Consider the following 15,799-nt stretch of genomic DNA (forward strand, 5'->3'; position numbering starts at 1 on the left):
CCTTATGCCGCACAGGAGCCAAGCATGTCCCATACCAACGAGCTGCGCCCTTTCCACCTGGCTTTTCCGGTCCATGACCTGGCCGTTGCACGCCAGTTCTACGGACAGACCCTGGGCTGTCCCGAAGGCCGGTCCTCTGACCAGTGGATCGACTTCAATTTCTACGGCCACCAGATCGTGGCACACCTGGCCCCGTCGGAATGTGGCAGCAACGCCACCAGCGCGGTGGACGCTCATAATGTGCCCGTTCGACACTTTGGCGTCGTCCTGGACATGGCCACCTGGCAGGCCCTGGCAGACAAACTGGTCGCCGCCGGCACCCAGTTTGTCATCGAACCGTATATCCGCTTTAAAGGTGAACCCGGTGAACAGGCCACCATGTTCTTCATGGACCCATCGGGCAATGCCCTTGAGTTCAAAGCCTTCAACAATCTGGATTCGCTTTTCGCCAAATAAAGATGCATACCTCCTGGCAACTTAGCGAACAGGGCGACCGCTGTCTGCGCGTGCAGTTCAGCGGCGAGCTATCGTTGGACACGGGCCTGCGCTGTACCCGGGCTGCGCGTCTGCTGCGTGAGCAGGCACCGGCCTGCGTCCGTGATCTGGTCCCCAGCTTTACGGCGGTGGCCATCCACTTCTATCCCGATGGCAGCACGGACCAGCTCGCCCGTTTGCGCGACTATGTCCATCACGCACTGGTCGACCTGGATGCCGTGAGCGATCAGGTCGCCCCCGGCGCATTGGTGGATATTCCTGTTTGCTACGGCGGCCCCTTCGGCCCAGACCTGCCAATCCTTGCCGAGCAGTTGGGGCTGAGCCAGGAACACCTCATTGAGCTGCACGGCAGTCAGCCCCAACTGGTATTTATGGTGGGCTTCGCACCGGGGGCTCCCTATATGGGCATCTTGCCTGAACCGCTGAATGTACCGCGCCGTGCTACGCCGCGCACCGTGCTGCCCAAGGGCTCGGTGGCAATTGCCAACCGGCAGACCATTATTTACCCCAACGAGTCTCCCGGAGGCTGGCATTTGATCGGCCGCTCGCCGGTCAGCTTGTTCGATGCCCGGCGCTCTCCCGCGGCCTTGCTTGCCCCCGGCGACCAGGTGCGCTTTGTGCCATTGCCTCACGAACAATTTGATCTTTGGACTCCCGCATGACGGTACATATCCTCAAGCCGGGCATGCTAAGCAGCCTGCAGGACCGAGGCCGGTATGGACACCAGCATCTGGGCGTATCGCCCAGCGGCGCGATGGACGAGCGTGCTCACCGCCTGGCCCATTTGCTGGCAGGCAATACCCCCGAACAGGATCTGGCCAGTCTGGAAATGACGGTACAAGGCCCCAGCCTGCGCTTTGATGAACCCGCCTTGTTTGTCCTGACGGGCGCAGACCTGGATGCCACCCTGGATGGCCAGCCCGTCGCTGCGCTACGCCCGACGCTGGCGCGCGCCGGACAAACGCTAAGCCTGCAAGCCGCTAAACCCGGCCACGGTGCGCGTGCGTACCTGGCGGTGCATGGCGGATTTCAGGTCGAACCCATACTGGGCAGCCAAAGCACCCATATGCGTGTAGGCCTGGGTGGATTTGAAGGCCGCGCTTTGAAAAAAGGCGACCAGATTGCGCTGGCCCGGCCACTCCCCAAGGACGAAACGGTGCTCAGTCGTCTTCAGGCCGAGCTGGATGAATTGCGCATCTACCTGCCCGCCGCCCTGGCCCTGAGCCCACGGGAGCGCCTGCGCGTCATTCTGGATCAAGCGGATCTGTTTACCGACGAGTCGCTGGTCTTGTTTCAAAGCCAGCACTATCGCATCAGCCCCGCATCAGAACGCATGGGCTACCGTCTGGAAGGTCAGCCCTTACGCCGTACGTCATCTGAAGAACTGCTGTCCGCCCCCACGTGTTTTGGCACCATTCAAGTGCCTAACGATGGACAGCCCATTGTGCTGATGGCCGACCGGCAAACTACAGGCGGCTATGCCCGCATCGCTCAAGTCGCCAGCGTAGACCTGGCCCAGATCGCCCAACGCGTACCCGGTCAGAGCCTGGGTTTCGAAGTGGTGACCGTGGAGCAGGCGCAGGCACTGGCGGCTCGTCAGGAGCAGGCCTTCACGCGCCTCAATGAAAGTCTGGAGTCGTTGCGGCAGGCCCTGAAACGCTGTCTGGCCTAGTTTCACAAGAGGCCAACAACAAAGCCTCTGTCGCGGCTTGCTCTCCTTCGTTCTGCCCTCGGGACGCAAGACTATCCGGCAACCTGAGCCATTCTTTGCTGATGAGCCCTCGGGCAACAACATAAGGCGCCTTGCTGGATCGCGGCTCGGCCTGCCGCTATCGAACTCAAGCACAAAAAAACACCTCACTTGATAAAGTGAGGTGTTTTTATGCGGATGCTGCTGACCGCAAGCCCTAAGACCTTCAAGTCCTCGCCCGTGTTACAGGAACAACTTGTAAGCGGGGTTGCCGGTCTCATCCCAATACGGGTAGCCAAGATTGCCCAAAAAGGCCTTGAACTCTTTCTTGTCCGAAGCAGGAACCTGGATACCGATCAAAATACGACCGTAATCGTCACCCTGGTTACGGTAATGAAACAGACTGATATTCCAGTCCTGATTCATGCTGGAGAGAAATTTACGCAACGCGCCGGGGCGCTCCGGAAACTCGAAACGCAACAAGACCTCGTCGGTCGCCTGACTGGATACACCACCCACCATATGTCGCAGATGGGTTTTAGCCAGTTCGTTACCGGTCAGGTTCAAGGTACCAAAGCCTTTTTTTACAAATCGCTCTTCCAGCTTCTCGATTTCTGCTTCCGAAGAAATCGACATCCCCACAAAAACGTGTGCCTTTTCAGGATCGGACATGCGGTAGTTGAACTCAGTGACCGAACGGGTCCCCAAGGCGTCGCACAGGCGGCGAAAGCTGCCTTTGGCCTCGGGAATCGTCAAGGCAAACAGTGCTTCACGAGCCTGACCTACGTCGGCGCGGTCGGCAACCATGCGCATGCGGTCAAAGTTCATGTTCGCGCCCGAGGTCACCGCAATCAGGGTCTTGTTTTTAAGCTTGTGCTGGGCTGCGTAACGCTTGGCACCGGCCAAGGCCAGGGCACCGGCAGGCTCAAGCACACTGCGGGAGTCCTGAAATACATCTTTGATCGCCGCACAAATCGCGTCCGTATCCACGACGACAAAATCATCCACGTACTGACGCACCAGACGGAACGTTTCCGAACCGACCTGTTTGACCGCAGTACCATCCGAAAACAGGCCCACATCGGTCAGGTTCACGCGGCGACCCGCCTTGATGCTGCGCACCATGGCACAAGAATCTTCGGTCTGAACGCCAATGACCTTGATTTCAGGGCGCAAGGCCTTGATGTAGGTAGCAACACCAGCCGCCAGCCCACCCCCGCCAATCGCCACAAACACCGCCTCAATCGGGCCTGAATGCTGCTGCAGTATTTCCATGGCCACCGTGCCCTGCCCGGCGATCACATCGGGATCGTCGAACGGGTGTACAAAGGTCAAACCTTCGCTTTTTTGCAGCTCCAGAGCATGCTGATAGGAGTCGGAATAGCTCTCGCCCTCCAGCACCACTTCTCCACCCAGGTTGCGCACGCCATCAATCTTTACTTGCGGGGTGGTGGTGGGCATCACGATGACGGCACGGCAGCCGAGCTTGCGCGCTGCCATGGCCACCCCTTGGGCATGGTTGCCTGCCGACGCGGCCAATACGCCCCGCTTCAATTCTGCGGCCGACAAATTGGCCATCTTGTTATAGGCACCGCGCAGCTTGAAGCTAAAAACAGGCTGATAGTCTTCGCGCTTGAGCAGCACCGTGTTACTAATTCGTGCCGATACCTGAGGAGCGGGTTCAAGTGGTGTTTCGATGGCTACATCGTACACTTTCGAGGTCAGAATGCGCTTTAGGTAATCGTTCGACATGACTCAGCTTTACTTAACAACCGGTTTTGCCACCAAGGCCAGCCGCAGGCCCCTGCCTGAGACCGCTCACCGGGAAAGAAAAACAGAATACCATAGGCGCAAGCCCTCACTGGCGTCCATTATTTCCTCTCTTACCCACCCACTTTACTTATGCAAGCCTGGACTTCTGATCTCATTGCTTGGCTCTTGAACACCTTGTCTTTACCGGAAGTGGGCCTCAGTGCCATTTTCATCGTCAGTCTGGTCTCGGCGACCCTGCTTCCCCTGGGTTCCGAACCGGCTGTCTTCGCGTATATCAATCTGGCTCCCGATATGTTCTGGCCCGCGGTGCTGGTGGCAACAGTCGGCAATACGGCGGGTGGCGCCATCAGCTATGCCACGGGCCTGGCGGCCGAAAAAGCCTATGAGGCCTGGCGCGAGAAACATCCCCAAAGCACGGATGAGGACGAGACCAAGCCCAGAAACAAGGCCGCTGGCCGCTGGCATGAGCTGGGGCAGCGCTGGCTGATCCGCATGGGCCCGCCCGCCCTGCTGTTGTCCTGGCTACCCGTCGTGGGCGATCCCTTGTGCGCGGTAGCCGGCTGGCTGCGTCTGCCTTTTTGGCCCAGCGTGTTTTACATGGCGGTGGGCAAACTGGGGCGCTATATCACCATGACTGCCGGTTTGCTGTGGATTTTCCCCAAGCTGGGTTGGTAAATTGCTGCAAACTCGCCGCAAACCTCTCATTAACCCTGTTTCCCGCCGGTAGTAAGGGGGCAGCCCGGCGACGATTCGTATACACTTGTCTTTTGCCTATCTGCTCCTCGTTGAGCCGCCCTTTGACGGGCCTTGCCAATTATCGCCATGAACGCCCCCATTGCAAGCAAGCACCTGGCTGCCCAGGCACGCAACAACGACACGCCGCGCCTGCGTGAAATCCCCTACAACTACACCTCGTACTCAGACCGGGAAATTGTCCTGCGACTGCTGGGTGAGGAAGCCTGGGAAAAGCTGTCCGAGCTTCGCTCCGAACGCCGCACCGGCCGCTCCGCCCGCATGCTGTTTGAAGTCCTGGGTGATATCTGGGTCGTCAAGCGCAACCCCTATTTGCAGGACGATCTGCTGGACAATCCCAAGCGCCAGCATCAACTGATCGAAGCCCTGAATCATCGTCTGAACGAGATCGATCAGCGTCGTGACAGTGCCGTGCCCGATCGCGATGCAAAGGTTTTGCGCCTGTTGCACGCCGCCCGGGGTGCCGTCGCTGCGTTCGAGCAGGAATTTACCGATACCCGCGAACTGCGCCAGAAGATCGTGCGTTCACTCTCGCGTCTGACCGCCAAGGACAACATCAAGTTTGATGGCCTGTCGCGTGTCTCGCACGTCACTGACGCGACCGACTGGCGTGTGGAGTACCCGTTTGTCGTGCTCACGCCCGATCACGAAAACGAAATGGCCGCCCTGGTTCGCGCCTGTATTGAACTGAAGCTGACCATCATCCCGCGCGGAGGTGGTACCGGGTATACCGGTGGCGCCATTCCACTGAGCTGGCGCTCGGTTGTGATCAACACCGAAAAGCTGGACACCATTGGCAAGCCTGAACAAATCACGCTGCCTGGCATGTCCGAACCGGTCACCACGATTCTGACCGGCGCCGGCGTGGTTACCCGCCGTGTCGCCGATGCGGCCGAAGCCGCAGGTACCGTCTTCGCGGTCGATCCCACCTCTGCCGATGCCTCCTGTGTCGGCGGCAATATCGCCATGAACGCGGGTGGTAAAAAAGCCGTACTGTGGGGCACCGCGCTGGACAACCTGGCCTGGTGGCGCATGGTCGATGCCCAGGGCAACTGGCTGGAAGTGACCCGTCTTGAGCACAATATGGGCAAGATCCACGACGTGGAAATGGCCCACTTTGAAGTCAAATGGTTTGATGGCCGTTACGCCCCCGGCGCCCAACTGCTGCGCAGCGAAACCTTGCACATTGAAGGCCGCCGTTTCCGCAAGGAAGGCCTGGGCAAGGACGTAACCGACAAATTCCTGGCCGGTTTGCCAGGTATCCAGAAAGAAGGCTGTGATGGCCTGATCACACAGGCGCGCTGGGTATTGCACCGCATGCCGGCGCATACTCGCACCGTCTGTATGGAGTTTTTCGGCCAGGCCAAACAGGCCGTGCCCTCCATTGTGGAAGTCATTGACTACCTGAATGGCGAAGGCAAGCGTATCGGCGCCATTCTGGCCGGTCTGGAGCACTTGGACGAACGCTATCTGCGCGCTGTGGGCTATGCCACCAAGAGCAAGCGCGATGGCCTGCCCAAGATGGTTCTGATTGGCGACATCGTGGGCGATGACCCCGATGCTGTGGCAACGGCCGCCTCGGAAGTCGTGCGTCTGGCCAATGGCCGCTCCGGTGAGGGTTTTGTGGCGGTCAGTGCCGAAGCACGCAAGAAGTTCTGGGCCGACCGTGCCCGTACTGCTGCCATTGCCCGCCACACCAACGCCTTCAAAATCAACGAAGACGTGGTGATCCCCCTACGCCGCATGGGCGAGTACACCGAAGAAATTGAACGCATCAATATCGAGCTGTCCACGGACAACAAGCTGCGTCTTACCCGTGAGCTGGAAGATTTCCTGCAAGGCGATCTGCCCGTTGGCAAGATCGAGGACCACAACGATGCCGAGCACACCCGCGAAGAAATTCTGAACGAGCGTCGTCACGACGCCCTTCAGGTGGTACGCAGCGTGCGCCAGCGCTGGCAGTGGTTGCAGGACAACCTGGACAAGCCCCTGAAAGACGCGCGGGCCGAGCTGGCCGAGATTGGCGTGCCGCTGGACAGCGCCGCCATCGACGCCCGTTTGCAGGCCGACCCGGACACCTCGATCTTCCAGCTATTACAAGACCACACCATCCGCACATCCTGGAAGAGCGAGATTCGCGAGAATCTGGAACACATTTTCCCAGGCGCCGACTGTGCTGCGGTGCTGGCCGAACTGCAGGCCATTCACGACCGCGTGCTCAAAAGCCGTGTATTTGTCGCCCTGCACATGCACGCTGGCGACGGAAACGTACACACCAACATCCCCGTGAACTCAGATGACTACGGCATGCTGCAGCAAGCCAATGTCACCGTCGCCCGCATCATGCAAATTGCACGCGGTCTGGACGGCGTGATTTCCGGTGAGCACGGTATTGGCCTGACCAAGTACGAGTTCCTGACTCAAGAAGAGCTGGAACCTTTCCAGAACTACAAGCGCGAAGTGGACCCGAACAACCACTTCAACGCCGGCAAGCTGATGCCCGGTGCGGATTTGAGCCGCGCCTGGACCCCCAGCTTCAACCTGCTGGGCCACGAATCGCTGATCATGCAGCGCAGCGAAATCGGCTCCATCTCCCACGCCATCAAGGATTGCTTGCGTTGCGGCAAGTGCAAACCGGTCTGTGCCACCCATGTGCCACGCGCCAACCTGCTGTACTCGCCCCGCAACAAGATTCTGGCCACCTCTTTGTTGATCGAAGCCTTCCTGTACGAAGAGCAGACACGCCGCGGGATCAGCCTGAAGCACTGGGAAGAGTTTGAAGACGTGGGCGACCACTGCACCTTGTGCCACAAGTGCTACAACCCCTGTCCGGTCGATATCGACTTTGGCGATGTGTCCATGGAAATGCGTTCCTTGCTGAACCGCATGGGCAAGAAGTCTTTTAATCCGGGCTCGGCCGCGGCCATGTTCTTTCTGAACGCCAAAGATCCGCGCGTCATCAAAGCGACGCGTACCGCCATGATCGAGGTGGGCTACAAGGCGCAGCGTGCTGCTCACAATCTGCTGGCGGCGCCGGCACGCAAACAGGTCAGTGCGCCGCCTGCCACGATTGGCAAGGCACCGATTCGCGAGCAGATCATTCACTTTGTCAACCGCAAGATGCCCGGTGGCCTGCCCAAACAGACTGCCCGTAAACTGCTGGACATCGAGAACTCGGACTATATCCCTATCATTCGCAATCCCGAAGCCACCTCGGTAGATTCGGAAGCCGTGTTCTATTTCCCAGGCTGTGGTTCGGAGCGCTTGTTCTCGCAAGTCGGTCTGGCAACCCAGGCCATGCTCTGGCATGTTGGCGTGCAGACTGTGCTGCCTCCAGGCTATCTGTGCTGTGGCTACCCGCAGCGTGGCAGCGGCCAAAGCGACAAAGCCGAGAAGATGATCACCGACAACCGTGTGTTGTTCCATCGCATGGCCACCACCCTGAACTACCTGGACATCAAAACCGTGGTGGTGAGCTGTGGGACCTGTTACGACCAGTTGGCAGGCTACGAGTTCGACAAGATTTTCCCCGGTTGCCGTCTGATCGATATTCACGAGTTTCTGCTGGAAAAAGGACTGAAACTGGAAGATGTGCAAGGCGTACGCTATATGTACCATGACCCTTGTCACAGTCCCATGAAGCTGCAGGACCCCATGAAAACGGTCAAATCCCTGGTGGGCGATAGCACCATCAAGGCAGACCGCTGCTGTGGCGAGTCCGGCACGCTGGCGGTGTCACGCCCAGACATCTCCACGCAGATCCGTTTCCGCAAACACGAAGAGCTGCAGAAGAACCAGGATGCTGTTCGCGCCGATGGTTTCCAGGGCGAAGTCAAAGTGCTGACTTCCTGTCCTTCCTGTCTGCAAGGCTTGTCCCGTTACGAGGACGAAACCAAGATGGATGCGGATTACATCGTGGTGGAAATGGCCAAGCACATGCTGGGTGAGAACTGGATGGCGGACTACGTCCGCCGTGCCAACGACGGTGGTATCGAGCGCGTGCTGGTGTAAGCCTCGCGCCTCACATTCCGCAAACAGGCCGGCTTTATGTCGGCCTGTTTTGTAAATGCCATATCGGTATTGTTTAGCACTGGGCAGCCCCCCAGGTAAAAGCGTTCCTCGGTGGGCAGCTACACGAAGAAGCAGCATGGGGCTTTCTTGATCGCTGAGCCATTAGCAAGATAAAGGTGCCCGGCAACGGATAACGCGACAACGGTGCCATGAGGAGGCTTTTCTGTCGGGCCACTCAAGCTAATATCCCCTTCGCAGCACCTCCCGCACAAGACGCTGTATGGAAGCTTTTTCAGAATAGGTGTTTTTATGTCTATGGATGATCCATTGTTGCTCAGCCTCCAACGCCTACTGCGCAGCGAACGGACTGCTTCGCTGGGCACGCTCAGCAACCAGGGTTTGCCGGTGATTTCCCGCGTTCCCTTTGCGATCTGCCCCGAGCAAGCCAACATCATCATTCACATCAGTGAAATGGCGGCCCACACCCGTTATCTCATGCAACGTCCCGACGCCAGTCTGATGGTCAGCCAAAGCGAACATGGACAGGATGCCGTCCATGACCTGCCACGCGTCACCTTTCAGGTGCTGGCCCGCCAGCTCGAACGAGGTCAGGCCGATTTTGATCAGGCCCGGAAAGCCTATATAAGACGCTTCCCCGATATGGAGTTTCTCTGTCATTTCACGGACTTTCACTTCTTTGCTTTGGATCTGGTACGCGTGCGCCATATTGCAGGCTTTGCTGCCGCACGTACGTTGAAGCCTGAACCGGTACGTGCCCTGTTGGCAGAATCATCAACAGGTCAGGACTGACGCCTCCTTGAATCAATACGCACTACCGCTCTACTCCATTGCCTGCGCCTTGACCGCTTACTGCGGTTTTCCACCGCAAATTCAGTCTAGTGGGTTTCGGGTAAAAGGCCGATTTGTTGTCACTTTGCTGCCGCTACCGCAATAAAATCCGGAGCCGCTGTTTCTCCCGGCAGTTGAGTAGTCTCTCGATTAAACGCCTCTCCTCCTACGGAAAGCCCCTGCGCACCCGTCTGCCCAAAAGAAAAAGTTGTCACGTTTTTGTCGCTCTCAAACGCTAGGCATGACAAAACGTAAATTCAGTCGCTATAAGATTCAACGGCCATGACGTTAAATGTACTGCAGGAAACCGATCGGTACCGATGCACGACGACTTGCCGCCCCGTCTAAGACCCCCTGGAGAGAAAGAGATGTCGAACAAGACACGCAGCACCTATGTTCTGGTGCAGATGGCGATGCTGACCCTGGCTTTGCCCGGCATTGCGTATGCTGAGCCTGACAGCACACTGGAACAATGGCGCAGCAAAGAATATAAGCGCCAGCCTGGTCTAGATATGGTCAATGCCGCCAAAGCCTACTCACTGGGTTTTACCGGCAAAGGCGTCACAGTCGGCTATCTGGACTCTGGCATTGAGGCCAAGCACCCTGAGTTTGCAGGGGCCATTGCAGGCGGCTTTGACTTCAACACGAATACCGCCTACGCCAACGACCAAGGCATAGACTCCGACCCACCGTCAGGTCACGGCAGCCACGTTGCAGGCATTATCGGCGCACGTCGTGACGGCGTTGGCATGCATGGTGTCGCGTTCAACAGTCAGCTTTTTGCCGTCGCTTACGACGGCACGGATGAGGACGACGACATGCTTGGCAATGATCCATATGAACCCGACCCGCGTGAAGCGGCCGCCGCCTTTGATCGCGTCGCCTCGCAAGGCTGGAACTATTTGGCACAGTTCAAGCTGCCTATCATCAACAGCAGCTTGGGAGTCAATGGCTGCAATGATGTCAGTTCCCCACCCCCCTGCAATGTCGTGGATTATGGCTCCCCCGAAGGTGTACTGGATTGGCAGCCGCTGGCGATCAACGCATTTCACAACAGCGTAGCAGCAGGCTCTCTCATGGTATTTGCTACCGGTAACGAATCTCAGGACCACCCTGACCTGCTGGCTGGCTCCCCCTATTGGTTCCCCGAGCTGAAAGACAACTGGCTGGCTGTAACGGCCCTGGCTGAGGATGGCTCCCTGGCTTCCTACGCCAATAAATGCGGAGTTGCTGCCGAGTGGTGTCTGGCCGCCCCGGGGGGTGACGATAAGCCCGGCATCAATTCGGTCAATTCCTCGGGTGGCTATATCGCTTTTAGCGGCACCTCCATGGCCGCCCCGCATGTCGCGGGTGGAGCGGCTTTGGTCAAGGAGGCCTTCCCCTATTTCACCGCTTATCATTTGCAGCAAACCCTGCTGACTACCGCCACCGATATGGGCGACCCCAGCACGTACGGCTGGGGCCTGATGAATGTAGGCAAGGCCGTGCAAGGGCCCGCGCAATTTACCCGCCTGTTCGACGTCGATACGCTGGGCTACAACTCGACTTTCGCCAATGACATCAAGGGCACAGGCGGCTTGCACAAGCGCGGCGCCGGCTCTTTGGAGCTGACGGGCAATAACAGCTATACCGGCGACACCACCGTCAGCGGTGGTCGTCTGGCCGTCAATGGCACGCTGGCTTCTGCTGTGATCGTTGAGCGTGAGGGAACGCTGGGGGGGGCCGGTACGGTCGCACAGGTCGATAACTACGGCACCTTGGCCCCCGGTAATTCTGTAGGCACCTTGACCGTCAGCGGCGACTATACCGCCCATGCCGGTTCGGTGCATGAACTGGAAGTCGGCACCGCAGGCGCAACAGATCGTCTGGTGGTTGGCGGTGCTGCCCATATCGACGGCACTCTGAAGCTAGCCGGCGGCCCTTTCCGTCAAAACGTCGCCTATTCTTTCATGGAGGCAGCCCAGGGCGTGACCGGGAAATACAGCCACATTACGTACGACATGGCATTCCTGTCGCCAACGCTGCTCTACGGCCCCGGCCTGTCCTTGATGATCCAGCGCAATGACACCCCCTTTGCAGCATTTGCCCATACCCGCAACCAGAAAGCCGTGGCCAACGCTCTGGATACCGGCTCGGACCAGCCACCAGCCGCGATGGCTGAACTGTATGACACGGTGCTCAATGCCCAGTCCAGCCAGGTCGCAGGCTATATGGAACAACTGCAAGGCCAGATCCATGCGGGCACCACCTCGGCACTGCTCAGCAATGGCGATCTATTGCCCCGTACCTTGGGCAAACAAGCCTCGGGCGCCCGTCATGCCACAGGACAAGACACCGTGCTGTGGGCGGACGTGATCCATCAACAACGCGATCTGGACGGCAACGAGGACAGCCAGGATGTACGCCACAAAGTCGGCGGCCTGTTCCTGGGTGGCGATACCTCCATCGGCGAACAAGGCTGGCGCATGGGTGCGTCTTTGGGCTATCTGGAAAACCGCATCAAACTGGATGATCGCCGTCAGAGCTCGCGCAGCAACAGCTACAGCGCCGCCCTGTACGGTACGCAGGCGTGGGAAATGGGCTCAGGCAGCTTGAACCTGCTGGCCGGTGCCGCCTACACCCGTCACCGTCTGGACAGCGAACGCTCGATCTTCGTTCATCAGAACGAGACGCTGAAAGCCGACTACAAGGCCCACAGCGTCCAGGCCTTTGCCCAATTGGCTTACCGCATGCCGGTGAGCCCTCGCTCCAGCGTGGAGCCTTATGCCAGCGTCAATTGGCACCAACTGCGTCACGGCTCCTTTAGCGAATCAGGCGGTCAGGCAGCACTGCGAGGTAACTCCCAGCGTCAGAACCTGAGTACGGTCACGCTGGGGCTGCGAGGCACCACGGAGCTGGACCTGTCCAAAACCACGGTGGCCCTGAGCGCCGGTTTGGGCTGGCGTCACGCCCTGGGTGATACCACCCCTGAACGTGAACTGGCCTTTGCGGCCCTGCCCGGCAGCAACTTTCGCGTAAGCGGTGCACCCATCGCCAAGAACGCCGCCGTTGCCGAATTGGGTGCCGAACTGAAAGCCGGCAAAAACACCTCTTTTGGCTTGAACTATCAGGGGCAGTTTGGCCGCAACCAGGATCATGCCGGTTCACTGTTCATGAAACTGCGCTTCTGATTGAAACCCTCAAGGCGGGCTTGGCATTTAGCCAAACCCGCTGCGAGCTTACAGGCGACCAACAAAAATCCCTGCGATACGCATGCATGGCATGGGTCCCCACAAGAACACGATCTCGACAATACTGCAGTCCCTAACAGCCGGATTAAACGGCTATGCCGTTAAATGAAAGATGCCTTGAGGACCTCCACGGCAGGTTTTCACAACGAGTGGCCACCCTCCTTAGCAAATCCAAGTAGATAAGACATGTCGAACAAGAAACGCAACACCTCTATGCTGGTGCAGTTGGCTTTGTTAAGCCTGACTTTACCTGGTATCGTCCACGCCGATTCTGAGAGCTCGCTGGAGCAATGGCGCACCAAAGAATATAAGCGTCAACCCGGCCTGGACATGATCAATGCCGCCAAAGCCTATTCGCTCGGCTTTACGGGCCAGGGCGTCACGATCGGTTATCTGGACTCGGGCATTCAGGCAGATCACCCGGAGTTTGCCGGCGCTATTGCAGGAGGCTTTGACTTTACCAGCAACAGCCTCTACGCCAATGGCCAAGGAGTCGATACTCAGCCTCCTGCCGGGCACGGGAGCCATGTTGCCGGAATCATGGGTGCGAGACGTGATGGAGCAGGCATGCACGGGGTCGCTTTCAATAGCCAGCTTTTTGTCGCTGCTTACGGCATGGTTGCTGACGATGATGATGATGATGATGATGATGATGACAATGACGGCACTGCACCGACTCCAGACGATATAAGGGCCTTTCAAGATCGAATGCTCTCTAATGGCTGGAACTATCTCGCCCAATTCAAGCTACCCATTATCAATAGCAGTCTAGGGCTCAATGACTGCTCAAGGTCCTATAACCCGCCCTGCCATATTGTGGACTATGGCTCAGCGCAAAGTGCCCTAGAGGCCCACCCTCTGATCATTGAGTCCTTCAAGAACAGTGCGCAGGCCGGCTCCCTGATGGTGTTTGCTACCGGCAATGAATCTCAAGACCACCCCGATTTTCTGGCCGGTTCTCCCTATTGGTTCCCCGAGCTGAAAGACAACTGGCTGGCCGTGACGGCAGTAGGGGAGGACGGTTCATTGGCCGTCTACGCCAATAAATGTGGGGTTGCCGCCGAGTGGTGTTTGACCGCGCCAGGGGGGCAGTGGGATCCTGGCATCAACGCCGTCAACTCGGACGGCGGCTATACCTATAAAAGCGGCACCTCCATGGCATCACCACATGTGGCCGGAGCAGCAGCATTAGTCAAGGAGGCCTTCCCCTATTTCACCGCTTATCATCTGCAGCAAACCCTGCTGACTACCGCCACCGATATGGGCGACCCCAGCACGTACGGCTGGGGCCTGATGAATGTAGGCAAGGCCGTGCAAGGGCCCGCGCAATTTACCCGCCTGTTCGACGTCGATACGCTGGGCTACAACTCGACTTTCGCCAATGACATCAAGGGCACAGGCGGCTTGCACAAGCGCGGCGCCGGCTCTTTGGAGCTGACGGGCAATAACAGCTATACCGGCGACACCACCGTCAGCGGTGGTCGTCTGGCCGTCAATGGCACGCTGGCTTCTGCTGTGATCGTTGAGCGTGAGGGAACGCTGGGGGGGCCGGTACGGTCGCACAGGTCGATAACTACGGCACCTTGGCCCCCGGTAATTCTGTAGGCACCTTGACCGTCAGCGGCGACTATACCGCCCATGCCGGTTCGGTGCATGAACTGGAAGTCGGCACCGCAGGCGCAACAGATCGTCTGGTGGTTGGCGGTGCTGCCCATATCGACGGCACTCTGAAGCTAGCCGGCGGCCCTTTCCGTCAAAACGTCGCCTATTCTTTCATGGAGGCAGCCCAGGGCGTGACCGGGAAATACAGCCACATTACGTACGACATGGCATTCCTGTCGCCAACGCTGCTCTACGGCCCCGGCCTGTCCTTGATGATCCAGCGCAATGACACCCCCTTTGCAGCATTTGCCCATACCCGCAACCAGAAAGCCGTGGCCAACGCTCTGGATACCGGCTCGGACCAGCCACCAGCCGCGATGGCTGAACTGTATGACACGGTGCTCAATGCCCAGTCCAGCCAGGTCGCAGGCTATATGGAACAACTGCAAGGCCAGATCCATGCGGGCACCACCTCGGCACTGCTCAGCAATGGCGATCTATTGCCCCGTACCTTGGGCAAACAAGCCTCGGGCGCCCGTCATGCCACAGGACAAGACACCGTGCTGTGGGCGGACGTGATCCATCAACAACGCGATCTGGACGGCAACGAGGACAGCCAGGATGTACGCCACAAAGTCGGCGGCCTGTTCCTGGGTGGCGATACCTCCATCGGCGAACAAGGCTGGCGCATGGGTGCGTCTTTGGGCTATCTGGAAAACCGCATCAAACTGGATGATCGCCGTCAGAGCTCGCGCAGCAACAGCTACAGCGCCGCCCTGTACGGTACGCAGGCGTGGGAAATGGGCTCAGGCAGCTTGAACCTGCTGGCCGGTGCCGCCTACACCCGTCACCGTCTGGACAGCGAACGCTCGATCTTCGTTCATCAGAACGAGACGCTGAAAGCCGACTACAAGGCCCACAGCGTCCAGGCCTTTGCCCAATTGGCTTACCGCATGCCGGTGAGCCCTCGCTCCAGCGTGGAGCCTTATGCCAGCGTCAATTGGCACCAACTGCGTCACGGCTCCTTTAGCGAATCAGGCGGTCAGGCAGCACTGCGAGGTAACTCCCAGCGTCAGAACCTGAGCACGGTCACACTGGGGCTGCGGGGCACCACGGAGCTGGACCTGTCCAAAACCACGGTGGCCCTGAGCGCCGGTTTGGGCTGGCGTCACGCCCTGGGTGACACCAACCCCGAACGTGAACTGGCCTTTGCGGCCCTGCCCGGCAGCAACTTTCGCGTGAGCGGTGCACCCATCGCCAAGAACGCCGCCGTTGCCGAATTGGGTGCCGAACTGAAAGCCGGCAAAAACACCTCTTTTGGCTTGAACTATCAGGGGCAGTTTGGCCGCAACCAGGATCATGCCGGTTCACTGTTCATGAAACTGCGCTTCTGATT

10 protein-coding genes are annotated in these 15,799 nt (G+C 58.6%); 9 read left to right on the top strand and 1 reads right to left on the bottom strand.

The annotated features are described in order from the left end of the window. Window positions 1-24 precede the first annotated feature (24 nt). Genes FE795_RS14960 through FE795_RS14970 form a run of 3 tightly spaced genes read left to right on the top strand, consistent with a single transcriptional unit; the run spans window position 25 to window position 2,167 of the window. Entirely contained in the window at window positions 25-456 is a 432-nt protein-coding gene (locus tag FE795_RS14960) for a VOC family protein (RefSeq protein WP_219235166.1), read from the top strand. Window positions 457-458: 2 nt separating this feature from the next. Further along, window positions 459-1,157 carry a 5-oxoprolinase subunit PxpB gene (pxpB, locus tag FE795_RS14965; RefSeq protein ID WP_003802096.1) on the top strand — a complete coding sequence of 233 codons (699 nt, stop codon included), beginning with the start codon at window positions 459-461 and terminating at the stop codon, window positions 1,155-1,157. Further along, window positions 1,154-2,167, top strand: a complete 1,014-nt coding sequence (locus tag FE795_RS14970) for a 5-oxoprolinase subunit C family protein (protein WP_219235168.1) — start codon at window positions 1,154-1,156, stop codon at window positions 2,165-2,167. The genes pxpB and FE795_RS14970 overlap by 4 nt, the downstream gene beginning before the upstream one ends. 261 nt (window positions 2,168-2,428) lie before the next feature. On the opposite strand, the gene ilvA is transcribed toward FE795_RS14970, so the two are convergent. Continuing rightward, on the bottom strand, window positions 2,429-3,937 hold the full coding sequence (ilvA, locus tag FE795_RS14975; protein WP_219235170.1) for a threonine ammonia-lyase, biosynthetic: 1,509 nt from the start codon (window positions 3,935-3,937) through the stop codon (window positions 2,429-2,431). A gap of 150 nt (window positions 3,938-4,087) precedes the next feature. On the opposite strand from ilvA, the gene FE795_RS14980 reads away from it, so the two are divergent. The 6 genes from FE795_RS14980 to FE795_RS15005 all read left to right on the top strand — a co-directional run bounded on the left by FE795_RS14980 (window position 4,088) and on the right by FE795_RS15005 (window position 15,797). Further along, the gene (locus FE795_RS14980; protein WP_003802101.1) at window positions 4,088-4,633 is read left to right on the top strand and encodes a YqaA family protein; all 546 of its coding nucleotides are present in this window, start codon (window positions 4,088-4,090) and stop codon (window positions 4,631-4,633) included. Window positions 4,634-4,780: 147 nt separating this feature from the next. Beyond that, complete coding sequence (locus tag FE795_RS14985; RefSeq protein WP_219235172.1) at window positions 4,781-8,722, top strand: DUF3683 domain-containing protein; 3,942 nt, start codon at window positions 4,781-4,783, stop codon at window positions 8,720-8,722. Between the two features lie 309 nt (window positions 8,723-9,031). Beyond that, entirely contained in the window at window positions 9,032-9,532 is a 501-nt protein-coding gene (locus FE795_RS14990) for a HugZ family pyridoxamine 5'-phosphate oxidase (protein WP_230406209.1), read from the top strand. Window positions 9,533-9,939: 407 nt separating this feature from the next. Then, window positions 9,940-12,741: an autotransporter domain-containing protein gene (locus FE795_RS14995; RefSeq protein ID WP_219235174.1), complete on the top strand. Its 2,802-nt coding sequence runs from the start codon at window positions 9,940-9,942 to the stop codon at window positions 12,739-12,741. 246 nt (window positions 12,742-12,987) lie between these two features. After that, entirely contained in the window at window positions 12,988-14,406 is a 1,419-nt protein-coding gene (locus FE795_RS15000; RefSeq protein WP_219235176.1) for a S8 family serine peptidase, read from the top strand. Then, complete coding sequence (locus FE795_RS15005; protein WP_230406210.1) at window positions 14,385-15,797, top strand: autotransporter outer membrane beta-barrel domain-containing protein; 1,413 nt, start codon at window positions 14,385-14,387, stop codon at window positions 15,795-15,797. Before FE795_RS15000 ends, FE795_RS15005 begins: the two co-directional genes overlap by 22 nt. The last annotated feature ends 2 nt before the right edge of the window (window positions 15,798-15,799 follow it).

This window comes from Alcaligenes ammonioxydans, assembly GCF_019343455.1.
GTDB classification, from domain to species: domain Bacteria; phylum Pseudomonadota; class Gammaproteobacteria; order Burkholderiales; family Burkholderiaceae_B; genus Alcaligenes; species Alcaligenes ammonioxydans.